At 68.6% G+C, this 12,608-nt stretch carries 6 protein-coding genes; all 6 read left to right on the top strand.

The genetic code is table 11. The features are described 5' to 3' along the window. Positions 1 to 163 precede the first annotated feature (163 nt). The 6 genes from D7044_RS14570 to D7044_RS14545 are packed head-to-tail and all read left to right on the top strand — an operon-like array spanning position 164 to position 12,104. Complete coding sequence (locus D7044_RS14570) at positions 164 to 1,993, top strand: Eco57I restriction-modification methylase domain-containing protein (RefSeq protein ID WP_120689245.1); 1,830 nt, start codon at positions 164 to 166, stop codon at positions 1,991 to 1,993. Continuing rightward, on the top strand, positions 1,993 to 5,835 hold the full coding sequence (drmA, locus tag D7044_RS14565; protein ID WP_120689273.1) for a DISARM system helicase DrmA: 3,843 nt from the start codon (positions 1,993 to 1,995) through the stop codon (positions 5,833 to 5,835). The genes D7044_RS14570 and drmA overlap by 1 nt, the downstream gene beginning before the upstream one ends. Then, positions 5,835 to 7,733, top strand: a complete 1,899-nt coding sequence (gene drmB / locus D7044_RS14560) for a DUF1998 domain-containing protein (protein WP_120689244.1) — start codon at positions 5,835 to 5,837, stop codon at positions 7,731 to 7,733. The genes drmA and drmB overlap by 1 nt, the downstream gene beginning before the upstream one ends. Then, positions 7,730 to 8,512, top strand: coding sequence for a DISARM system phospholipase D-like protein DrmC (gene drmC / locus D7044_RS14555; RefSeq protein ID WP_199716628.1), 783 nt, complete (start codon positions 7,730 to 7,732; stop codon positions 8,510 to 8,512). The genes drmB and drmC overlap by 4 nt, the downstream gene beginning before the upstream one ends. Positions 8,513 to 8,515: 3 nt before the next feature. Next, positions 8,516 to 10,477: an HsdM family class I SAM-dependent methyltransferase gene (locus D7044_RS14550; protein WP_120689243.1), complete on the top strand. Its 1,962-nt coding sequence runs from the start codon at positions 8,516 to 8,518 to the stop codon at positions 10,475 to 10,477. Between the two features lie 37 nt (positions 10,478 to 10,514). Further along, complete coding sequence (locus D7044_RS14545; protein ID WP_199716627.1) at positions 10,515 to 12,104, top strand: serine/threonine-protein kinase; 1,590 nt, start codon at positions 10,515 to 10,517, stop codon at positions 12,102 to 12,104. Positions 12,105 to 12,608: the final 504 nt, after the last annotated feature.

Here is a 12,608-nt window from a genome sequence, read left to right as displayed (position 1 = left end):
GGCCACGAGGTCTCCGGTATGAAGTTCTTGCTTGGTCGCAGAACCAGATACCGGAGGCCTCTTCAGTTGTCGATCACCGCCACGCCGGGACCTTCATCGACCACCACGACTTCTGAAACACGCCTTAGACCCGAGCAAGGGCCGGAAGCTGCACGAGAACACCTTGCACGGCTTCACCTCCGGGGTCCGCTCGCTGGTGGCCGAGGTCGCCGACGATCGCCGAGCGATCGTCGAGGTCGACCCAGGCGACGACCCCGTTGCGGCGCTGGCGAGAAAGCGTGAACTTCTCGACGCGGCGGCAGCGAAGGCGGACCTGTTCCGTCTCTTTGCGGATCTGACCGTCGGCTCTGGCCTCGGCTATGTAAGCAGGGGTGAGCGCGGGATTGACGCGGGGGCAGTCGAGGCGGCCAAGCTCGCCAGCGACGTTGCCTCCGGCTCCGAGAAGCGCCCGGCCGAAGAGCAGCGCACCCGATGGTTTGCCACCGACTACGTCCCCGGCTCCTTTGTTCGCAAGCCAATCCACTGGCCGCTTGTCTTCCCTGAGGTTTTCGAGCATGGCGGCTTCGACGCGATTGTCGGCAATCCGCCATTTCTTCACGGATCGAAAATTACCGGCGCCTTCGGGAACGCCTACAGAGAATGGCTGGTGTCGGCGGTTGCCCGCGGCGAGCGCGGCAATGCCGATCTTGTCGCCTATTTCGTGCTACGTGCACACGGCTTACTGCGGGCAGCAGGACAAACTGGATTGATCGCGACGAACAGCCTTGCCCAGGGTGATAGTCGAGATGTGGGCCTCGATCGGCTGGTGAAGGGCGGTGTCGTGATCCGCCAAGCGATTAAGAGTAAGCCGTGGCCCTCAAGGTCGGCGGCCATCGAATACTGTGTCGTTTGGACGAGCCTCCAAGCATTGAGCAGCGGTGCCGCGAAGGCCATCGATGGAATTTCTGTGGCTGGAATCACGTCATCGCTTGATCCGATGCGCCGCGTTTCGGGGTCGCCCGAACGGTTGGCTTCGAACGCCGGGATAGCCTTCAATGCTTCTAAGGTAGACGGTATGGGCTTCACCATGGAGGGGGCTAGAGCCAAAACCTTGATTGAGCAAGATGAGCGCAACCGTGAGGTGGTATTCCCATTCCTGAACGGCCAGGACCTGAATTCCCGGCCGGACTTATCGGGTCGCCGATGGGTCATTAACTTCTTCAACTGGGATGAGGCGCGTGCCAAGTCTTATCCTGCTTGCTACGAGCAGGTCGTCAACTTGGTTAAGCCGGAGCGAGATAAGAACAATCGTAAGGCGCGCCGCGAGCGATGGTGGCAGTACGGCGAGTTGGCGCTTGGCCTGTATCAATCGATAGTGGGCCTTCAGAGAGTAGTCGTGCAAGCCCAAACGAGCAGCCTCGCCATGCCCGCGATGGTGTCGACGGGTCAGGTATTCTCCCATGCACTAGTTGTCTTCGCGACAGAAGACCTGGCGATGCTCGCGGTGTTGTCGAGCGCTCCGCACTACTGGTGGGCGGCAAGTCGTGCGTCATCCATGAAGGCGGATCTCCGCTACACCCCATCCGACGTATTCGAGACCTTCGCACTACCGGAGCTGACCTCGGAGATGCGAGCGCACGGGGAACGGCTGGACACGTACCGCCGGGACGTGATGCTTAGCCGCCAGTCTGGGCTGACGGCGACCTACAACCTGGTGTTTGACCCAGCCTGCCAAGACGAGGACATCGTGGAGTTGCGGCGTATCCACCGTGACATCGACGAGGCGGTCTGCCGCGCCTATGGCTGGCACGACCTCGTCGAACACGACCTTGACCACGGCTTCCACAAGGCTGGCGCCTACACCCGCTACACCATCGGCCCCGCGGCACAGCGCGAGATACTCGACCGGCTGCTGGAGCTGAACCACCAGCGCTACGCCGGGGAGGTCGCCAAGGGCCTCCACGACAAGAAGACCGGCCGTAAGGCGAAGACCAACGCGCAAGGGTTGTGGTGATGGTCGACGTACAGGGCGGGCTCTTCCCGCACCCCCGTGGCGAGCAGCAGGCGCTGTCCCTGTCCGGCAAGGACGACGGCGATCAGCCGTCGCTCATCCCGCCGCTCGACGTGCCGCAAACCTTCACGGAGGCCACCTCCTACCAGGTGCGCGACGAGCTGGAGGAGTTGATCGGGCGGGACCTGCTCGGCCCGTGGGGCGGCGAGAACGAGGAGTTCCGCCCCGGCGCGATGGGGCCGCGCGAGCGCTACCTCGTCGGCATGCTCGGCCCGAAGCAGCGGCCGCGCACCGAGCGCCGGGACTCGTCCGAGGTGCAGGATGTGGACGCCGCCGTCCAGGGCGACGGTAGCGAGGCCGAGCTGCCCGAGGTGGTCACCCCGCAGAACCTCGGCAAGATGTGGGCCTCCTCGATGGGGTTGTCGTTCGCCGTCGCCGGCGACACCGATGTGCTGTCGGTGACCGCCGAGTGGGGCCGCTACGACCTGCGCGAGTCTGAGGACGAGAATTGCAAGAAGCGCCGCGTCTGGTACCGCGAACCGGTCTCCTACGCCAAGGAGATCCGGCTCGACGGCGACACCTCGTACCGGATCCCCCTGACGGTCGACGACCAGGACGCGCCGGGGGTGCACCTCTCCGTCGAGGTCCGGCCACGCGACGGCCAACGGGTGGTGCAGCTCGCGCTGATCAACACACAGCGCGAACCGGAGAGCAACGCCGACACCGCGTGGCTCTTCCAGTCCGCGCTGACCGTGACCGCGCTGGACGGCCACGCGGCCGTCTTCCTGCCCATCGACGACCCGCTCGACGGGGTAAAGGGCGTCGGCGACGACCTGGAGGAGGCGCACCTGCGGTTGCTCTACCGGTCGCAGCGCCGCTACGCCTCTGGCCGCAACGTCGCCGTGCACCCTTGGGTTCGCGACGGCGAGCGCTGCGCCCACAAGCTCTTCACCACCTGGCTGCCCACCTACAACGTGCCCGCCACGGTCGCCCCGGTCGGTAAGGGCACGCCGCTGGCCGGTGTCGAGCTGTCCATGGACGCCCTCGCCACCGCCGACATCGACCGGCTCCGCACCGGCCTCGCGCCGCTCGCCGACGGGTACGAGTCCTGGCTCGACGACGAGGCCGCGAAGATCCCCGACCTGCCCGAGGCGCTCCGCGAGGCCGCCCAGACCGCCGTCATGAACGCCGCGAAGGCGGCGAGGCGCATCCGCGCCGGGATCGCGCTGCTCACCAACCCGGAGGCGGACAAGCACGCAGACGCGCTCGCCGCGTTCCGCTTCGCCAACGAGGCCATGGCGTTGCAGCGCCGCCACAGCGAGGTCGCGCGGCTCCGGGAGGAGCAGGGCCTCACGTACGCAGAGGCCAAGGCCGCCATCGACGCGCGCGGCGCCGCTGCCGCCTCCTGGCGGCCGTTCCAGCTCGCGTTCGTGCTGCTCAACCTGCCGTCGCTGACCGACCCGGCACACCCCGAGCGGGCCGCGAGCCGGGACGCCACCGTCGACCTGCTCTTCTTCCCGACCGGTGGTGGCAAGACCGAGGCCTACCTGGGCCTGACCGCGTTCACCTTCGCCATCCGCCGGCTTCAGGGCGTGGTCGGCTCTGGGGCGGACGCTCGCAGCGGCGAGGCCGGTGTCGCCGTGCTCATGCGCTACACGCTGCGGCTGCTCACCGCGCAGCAGTTCCAGCGGGCCGCCGCGCTGATCTGCGCCGCCGAGGTGCTGCGTCAGCGCGACGAGCGCACCTGGGGCAAGGAGCCGTTCCGGATCGGGCTGTGGGTCGGCGGTGGGGTCTCGCCGAACTGGTTCGACGAGGCGGCCGAGCAGGTCGCGGAGGCGCGCGAGGCGGGGCACGGCAAGTTCACGAACGTCCTGCAGACGCTGAGCTGCCCGTGGTGCGGGTCGAAGCTGCGCGCCGAGCGGGACCTGGAGCCTAAGGAGGACATGCGCCGCGTTCTCCTGTTCTGCTCGGAGGCGGAGGGCGTCGACGCCTGCCCGTTCTCCCGCACCCGCAGCAGCGAGGGCCTGCCGATCCTCACCGTCGACGAGGAAATCTACCGGTACGCCCCCAGCCTGGTCATCGCCACCGTCGACAAGCTCGCCCAGCTCCCGTGGCGCGGCTACGCCGGCCTGCTCTTCGGGCGGGTGCGCGAGCGCTGCCCCCGGCACGGCTACCGGCACGACGACCTCGACGCGCGGACCGGCTGCGGCAACCGGCACAACAAGAAGGGCAGCCTTGAGGCGGTCACCAGCCAGCCGGTGATCCGGCTCCGCCCGCCGGACCTGATCATCCAGGACGAGCTGCACCTCATTTCGGGCGCGCTCGGCACCGTCGTCGGCCTCTTCGAGGCGGCCGTCGACCAGCTCTGCACCTGGCCGCTGTCGGACGGGCGCGAGGCCGGGCCGAAGATTGTCGCCTCCACGGCCACCACCAAACGGGCTCGGGAGCAGGTGCTCGGCGTCTTCGGCCGGGACCTGGCCGTCTTCCCGCCGCCGGTCATCGACATCACCGACACGTTCTTCAGCCAGCAAGTGCCGGTCACCGTCGCCAACCCCGGCCGCCGCTACCTGGGCGTGTGCGCTCACGGCGTCCGAATGAAATCCGCCGAGATCCGGGTCGCGGAGATCCTGCTGCTCGCCGGACAGACCTTGTTCGACAGGTACGGAAAGCCGGCCGACCCGTACATGACGACTGTCGGCTACTTCAGTGCCACTCGCGAGCTGGCCGGCATGCGCCGCCTGCTCGACGACGATGTGACCACGCGTGTCCGCACCCACGGCCGGCGCAAGGACCTCTCCGATCGGCTCGTCGGGCCGAACATGCTCAACGTGCAGGAGCTGACGTCCCGGATCTCGTCCGGAGACATCAGCGACGTGCTCAAGCGGCTGGAAATCGGCTTCGACCCGGAGATCGACACGACCACGCGGCGGAAGGCCATCTTCGAGGACATGCGGGAGGCCATGAAGGCCAAGACCGCGTCCAACCCGCGGCTCAACCTGCACCCGGTGACCGACCGCTTCTACAAGCGGCAGAACGATGGACAACTGCTCCCGGTCGACGCGGTGCTCGCCACCTCGATGCTCCAGGTCGGCGTGGACGTGTCCCGGTTCGGTCTCATGGTGGTCACCGGCCAGCCGAAGAACACCGCCGAGTACATCCAGGCGTCCTCCCGGGTCGGTCGGGACGCCCGCCGGCCCGGCCTGGTGGTGACCCTCTACAACTGGACCCGGCCCCGGGACCTCGCCCACTACGAGGACTTCGAGTACTACCACGCCACCTTCTACCGGCAGGTGGAGGCGCTGTCCGTCACCCCGTACACGCGGCGGGCGCTGGACCGACAGACGACCGCGACCCTGGTCGCGGCCGTGCGCAACGCGGAGGAAGGATTCTCCCGCAACACCGACGCGCAGGACGTGCCGCTCGGCGGCCCCGAGGTGCAGCGGGTCGTCGACCGGTTCCTCCAGCGGGCCGAGGACATCGCCGGCAACCGCGGCCGGGACTACCTCCTGGAGCGGATCAACCGCCTGCGGGACGAATGGAACAAACGGAAGACCGGCTCCACTCGGCTGGGCTACGCGGAGGGCACTTTCAAGCAGCAGAAGCTCGCCGGGCTGCTCACGGTGGCGGGCGGCGAGCGGTGGACCGACCTGACCGTCGGGCAGTCCATGCGGGAGACCGAGAACGAAATCAACCTGGTGCTGCCGGCCAGCGACAAGATCTTCGACCCGCAGTACGGGGCACCGGAGTGGTCATTCGGCCCGCCGCCGAGTGACGACGTGCGGGATGAGGACCTTCCCGACGGGGACGAGCTGGGCGAGTCAACCCTCGCGGAGAAGGGGAACTGATGGCGGGCAAGCACTTCCGGCGGGTCGGGTCGGTCCGCCCCAGCCACCTGATGTTCACCACCGGCGTCGGCGCGATCGTCGACCTGCCGAACTTCTCCGTGCTGGTGCGTGGCCTCGACGACTGGAACCACAACGCCGTGCCGGACTGGGAGCCGATCGAAGAGCCCCGGCTGCTCGCCGCCGTGCGCAAACTGCTCAAGCAGAAGTCGGTGAAGGAACTGCGGCCGGCGCCGTGGATAGACGGCGCCGACCAGCAGCCCAACGGCCCGGCGGCCAAGGTCGGTGTGCCGATCACGCCCTTCCCCGGCTGGCTGCGCTGCACCGCCTGTGACGAACTGGCCCCGATCGACGGAGGCGTCTTCGGATTCGAGAACGCCAAGGCCCGCAAGCCGCACGAGGCACGCTTTTTCCACACGGTGTGCGGGCGGAAGAAATCCGGCCGGCGGCCCATGGCGGTGGCGGCCCGGTTCGTGCTCGCCTGCACGGCCGGCCACCTCGACGACTTCCCGTACGTGCAGTACGTGCACCAGGGCGGCAACTGCCCCAACGCCAGCCACCCCAAGCTGCGGATGGATGACCGGGGCGGCAACCTCGGCGCCAACGTCGAGATCCGGTGCGTGCCGTGCGGCGCCCGCCGCAACATGAAGGAGGTCCTCGGCCAGCGCGGCACCGACAAGCTGCCCCGCTGCCGCGGCCGGCGGGCGCACCTGGGCGACTTCGAGCCGGGGGCGTGCAAGGGCGAGCTGAAGCTGCTGGTAGTCGGTGCGTCCAACCAGTGGTTCGCGCAGACGCTCTCCGCGCTCGCCGTGCCACGCACGGGTGCCAGCGAGCTGCAGACCAAGGTCGAGCAGCACTGGTCAACCTTCGAGGGCATGGAGAGCCCCGCGTTCCTCAAGTTCGCCCGCACCGCCGTACCCGTGGTGCAGCGCGAGTTTGAGCGTTGGACCGACGAACAGATTTGGGTGGCGGTCGAGCGGCACCGCAGCGGTCCCAAGAGCGATGACGACGAGAACGGCTACCCGGATCTGCACACCCCGGAGTGGGAGATCTTCGCCGCCGGCGAACTGCCGCCCGCCACCCCCGACTTCACCCTGCGGCGGGACCCGGACGGCGTGCCGGGCGAACTGAAGGAGATCTACGCCGACGTCATCCAGGCCGAACGGCTGCGCGAGGTCCGCGCGCTCGTCGGTTTCACCCGCCTCGACGCCCCCGACCCGATGGACCCCGACCTCGTCTGGCGGGCGCCGCTGTCCAAAGCCACCCCGGAATGGGTGCCAGCCAGCGAGGTGCGGGGGGAAGGCATCTTCCTTCGGCTGCCGGAGGACCTGCTCGTTGAGTGGGAGCGGCGGGTCACCGACACAGAGACCATGGAGACCCACCGGGAGGCGTACGGACGGTTCCGGGAGAGCCGCTACTCGGGCCGCATTCGGGGTGGCTTCGACCGGATGCGTCACTGGCCGGGGGAGCGGTACATCGCCCTGCACACCCTGTCGCACCTGCTGATCCGCACCATCGCCCTGGAATGCGGCTACAGCTCGGCAAGCCTGTCGGAGCGCATCTACACGAGCACCCCCGAGGATCCGCGCGCCGGGATCCTGATCTACACGGCCGTGCCGGACGCGGAGGGGACCCTCGGCGGTCTGGTGTCTCTCGCGGAGCATGATCATCTGGTTCGCCTCACCAGGCGGGCGCTGAACGATGCCATGCACTGCTCGTCGGATCCGCTCTGCGCCGAGCGGCTCCCGCACCACCCGGAGGAGTTCCTTCACGGCGCTGCCTGCCACGTCTGCCTGTTCGTCTCCGAGACGACCTGCGAACGGGGCAACCGGTTCCTCGACCGCCGGTTCGTCGTACCGATCGACAACCCGGATCTGGCGCTCTTCCCTGAGCTGCCGTGACCTGGAATTCGGCGTTCGAAGCGGCGGCCGAGGCTGCAGCGCACCGGCTCGGCCCGGCACATCTGCGCATGTTGGCGGACCGCATGGGCGACGGCTGGCCGGAGCAGGCGCTGCGGCATGCCGTCCCGGTGTCCGGCTTCGTCGAGGCTGCTGGGGCGGTGCTGGCCGCGCAGCGGACGTCGGGGGTGTCGGATGCGGAGGCGGCGGCCTACCTGCGCGGGCTGGCTGCCGGCCATGCCCAGCGGTCGGCGGCGGTGCGGATCGAGTCGGTCTGGAGCGGGCCGAGCAGCCACCCGGTGCCGGTCCGCGCCACCGCCCAGGTGTTGGTCGACCTGGTTGCGGAGGCGCGCGCCGAGCTGCTGTTGATGACGTACTCGGCGACGAGGTATGCGCCACTGTTGGCGGCGTTGACGGCGGCGGTCGACAGAGGCGTGACGGTCACGGTCGTGACCGAGACGCTGGCTGGAGCGCGCGGTGCGCTCACCGGCGCCGAGCCGGCCAGCGCGTTCGCTGAGGTGCCCGGTGCGCAGCTGTGGCACTGGCCCGTCGAGCAGCGGGCCGAGGAACGAGCCAAGATGCATGCCAAGATCGCGGTCGCCGACCGGCGGGTCTTGTTGGTGTCGAGCGCAAACCTGACGCAGTCGGGTGTGAACCGGAACGTCGAGGCCGGCCTGCTGATCCGGGGAGGGACGGCACCGCAACGCGCGGCCGAGCACATCGCCGAGCTCCAGAGCCGAGGCGTGCTGGCCCGGTTTCCGTCAACCAGTCAGGGGAGGTGACCGGTGTCCAGCGCAGACGGCGCGACCGTAGCCAGCAGCGACATCGCCCGGCTGGCGGGTGTCGGCCGCGCGGCGGTCAGCAACTGGCGTCGCCGCTTCCCGGACTTCCCGCAACCTGCCGGAGGGACCTCGGCGAGCCCGCTGTACGCGTTGCGGGACGTCGAAGAGTGGCTCGCCCGGCACGGTAAGCCATACGACATCACACCCCGGGACCGGCTGTGGCAGGCGTTGCGTGGTTCATCAGCCGACTTGGAGCTGGGTGACCGGATCGGCTATCTCGGCGGGTTTCTGGTGGTCCTCGAACGGGCGCCTGAGCGGTGGAAAGCCCTCGCCGACCAGCCCGAGCCTGTGGTCGCAGGTTCTCTCGTGGATCTGCTTCGAAGCGTCCTGCCGGAGTTCGAAGGCCTGATCACCGACGTGCCGGACGTGGACGCCGTCACCATAATCCGCCTGACTGCCCAGGCGGCGGAACGGGACAGCGCCGCCGAAGTCTTCGACTTTCTCTGCAAGCGCTATCTCGAGGTTCACTCCCGTCGGCACACGGTCACACCCTCATGGGTGGCCGACCTCATGGTGTCGTTGACCGGGTCGACCGGCAGCCGGGTGCTCGACCCGGCGTGCGGACTGGGCACGCTTCTTCGGGCCGGGCGCGCCACGGGCGCCGCGCTCGTCTCCGGGCAGGAAATCAACCTCACCGCAGCTCGGCTGGCCGTCGCGCGTCTGCTGCTGCACGGTGCTCAACCCCGGCTGGCTGTCGGCGACTCGTTGCGCCACGACGCCTTCCCCGGCGAGTTGTTCGAGGCGGTGATATGCAACCCGCCCTTCGGCGAACGCTCGTGGGGATACGACGACCTCACGACAGACTCGCGTTGGACCTACGGGATGCCACCTCGCAGCGAGCCGGAGCTGGCCTGGCTCCAGCACTGTCTCGCCCACGTCAAGCCGGGCGGGCACGCCGCGATCCTGATGCCGGCTGCGGCCGCCCACCGTCGCCCCGGCCGCCGCATCCGGGCGAACCTGCTGCGCGCCGGTGTGCTCCGCGCGATCATCAGCCTCCCCGGCTGGGGTACGACGGCATCCGGCACCGACCTGTGGGTCCTGTGCCGCCCCGACGGCGTCGACCACACACACGTGCTGCTGCTCGACGCCACCGGAGACCGCGACATCATCCGGGACATCTGGTGGTCCTTTCGGGCCGACCCCGAATCTGATCTGCCCGGGCCAGCCCGCTCGGTGCGGATCGTCGACCTGCTCGACGAAGAGACTGATCTGAGTCCGGCGCGGCACGTCGCCGCGAAACCGGCCCACGCGGGCGTGGCCTTCCGGCCGGCTCGCACCCGGCTGTACACGGCGGCCCGCACACTCGCGGACACGCTTCCGGACCTGTCAGCGCCTCTGGCCGGTGAACCTCTGCCGACCACGACTGTTGCTGAGTTGGCGAAGGCCGGTGCGCTGTCGATCCGTCAGGCTCCGATGGGCATGCTCACCGACGGCGGTGGCCTACCCGTGCTCACGGCAAGAGATGTCCGACTCGACCGGCCGCCCTCGGGGGCTGCCGACATCGCGCCCGGTATCATCGAGCTGCGGCGGGGAGACGTCGTCGCCCTGCCGCCCGGACGTCACTCGGCCGTCCGCGTGCTCAGCGAGGACGGGATGCTGCTCGGCCCGCACCTGCTCCTGTTCCGCGTTGATCCGCAGCGTCTCGACCCGTACTTTCTCGCGGGCTTCATCCGCATCGCGCAGGCTGCCCGCACCTCGTCCGGTTCAGCTCGTGCCGATCTGCACCGCGCGCGGCTGCTCCGGCTTCCTCTCGATGCGCAACACGAGTACGCCCAGGCATTCCAAACGTTGTCGGCTTTCCAACGATCGGCGCGAGAGGCGGCGGAACTCGCAGAGTCGCTTGTGTCACTAGGATTCGCAGGTCTCGCTGACGGCAGCCTACGACCTGCGAGGAGCAGCGCGTGAACATCATGCCCATCGCCGTGGGGGCTCAGGAGGGGCTGTGACGGGGCGAACGTTGAGCAACGGGCGTTACGAGTTGGAGGACTTCCCACTCGCTCGGGGCGGTATGGGTGAGGTGTGGCTCGGGCGGGACACCAAGCTTGACCGGGAGATCGCGGTCAAGTTCATTCGGTTCCCCGACGGGACACGCGACGACGAGCACATCCGTCGCTTCGTCCGGGAATCACGCATCACCGCCCGGCTCGAACATCCTGGGGTCCCCGCCGTGTACGACGTCGGCGTCGACGACGACGGACGTCCCTTCCTGGTCATGCAGCGCATCCATGGCCTCAGCGTGGCCGACCTCGTCGCCGAGCAGGGCGCCTTGCCGATCGGATGGGCGGCCGCGATCGCCGCCCAGGTCTGCGCGGTGCTGGCCGCAGCCCACCGCGCGTCACTGGTGCACCGCGATCTCAAACCGAACAACCTCATGCTCGAACCCGACGGTCGAGTCAAGGTGCTCGACTTCGGGCTCGCCGTTGCACCAACCCTCGCCGACTTCTCCAAAATCACCCACACCGGCCAGCCTCTCGGCACACCCGCCTACATGGCCCCCGAACAGGTCGAAGCGAACCTCAGCAGCCCCGCCACTGACCTTTACGCACTCGGCTGCACTCTGCACGAGATGCTCTCCGGCACGCACGTGTTCACCGGATCCACGTCCTACTCGGTGATGAGCAAGCAGGTGCGGGAGAAGCCGCCTCCGCTGCGCTCGCTGTGCGCCGACGTGCCGGTGGCGCTGGAACGCCTGGTGCTCGACCTTCTCGAGAAGAAGCCACAGTCCCGCCCGGCGAACGCGGACGTCGTCTACGAGCGGTTGCTGCCCTTCGCCACCGGCCTCGTGGGGCTGCCCGGAGCGCTCGACGCTCCCACGGTCACAAGCCCGGTACGCATGTACGCAGGTGTGCTCAGCCGCGTCTTCGCCGATCCGACCACCGTTGCAGAGGCCCCGGTGCCGCAACCGCCGCAGCATCCTGTCGAGCCCGCACCACAGGCGGAGCCGGCGCCACCGTCGGCGCGACTTCGTCGCAGCGATTTGGACCGGGCTCGCAGCGAAGCCATTGCGCTCGTCCGACAGTCCCGCTACAGCCAGGCGGCCGAGGTCCTCGACCAGGCGGCTGGCCCCGCCAGCCGTACCTTTGGCGCCGTCGACCGTGATGTCGTCAGCCTGCGGTTCCAGCTTGCCGAGACCCTGTTCGAGGGCGGTGACTATCACCGTGCGGCGCCGGCCTATCACGAACTCGCTGTCGACCTCTCCGCGGCCGAGAGCGCGGAGGTTGACCTACTGCTGCGCTGCCGCCTGAGGGAGGCGACCTGCCACGCCCTGACCGGGCAGACCAACCAGGCGCTGCGGCAGCTCAGCGACCTGCTCAATGATCAGCGGCAGGTCCACGGCGACGACGATCCACGCACTCTCGAACTACGCCGTCAGATCGGTCTCCTGCAACTTGGCGCCGGTCAGCGACAGGCGGCCGAGCAGACCCTGTCGGCGCTGCTTGCCGACCTGAAGAGGCTGAACAACGCCGCGAACCCGAGCATCACAGAGGTCGCCGACCTGCTCACCTCGCTGCGCCGGTCGGGACCACGGTAACCGATGACGGTCAGGAGGCAGCAACTCGGATTTGACGCCGGCCCATGGGCACGTGCCGACGGCCTCGACCGCCACACCAAATCAGACTCCACGCCAATGAGCGGGGATGGCCGCGTCAGGGTTCCAGAGAGGCGCGGCAGCGCCTGCCGCAGGCGAAGGCTCCAGCTCTGCGGCTTGGGGAAGGCGCCCAGCCGCTGTACCAGAGGCGGCAGTTCCAAGCCGCGGGCACACGGCACGAGGCTTTCGAGCGTAAGGGTGCACAACGACACAAACGCCCTGCCGGCGACTTCGATCGGCCTTCAAGACGCTGCACGTTCGACCGCGTGTGCCCGAGCTCGATGATCCCGCCGCCGCGTGCGGGGTTGAACCAGCGCCTCTGATGATGTCGGAGGAACGGTTTGTCGCCCACGCGGAGCGCGGCAACCTATTCCGGGCGCGGATGAAAGTGGTATGCGTTGCTCGCGTGGCACCTACAGCCCAGCCGGGACAGACCCTGACGGGACT

The organism is Micromonospora musae (assembly GCF_003626635.1).
GTDB lineage: Bacteria > Actinomycetota > Actinomycetes > Mycobacteriales > Micromonosporaceae > Micromonospora > Micromonospora musae.
Note: the sequence above shows the minus strand (reverse complement) of the source record. Positions and strands in the feature narration are given on the sequence as shown.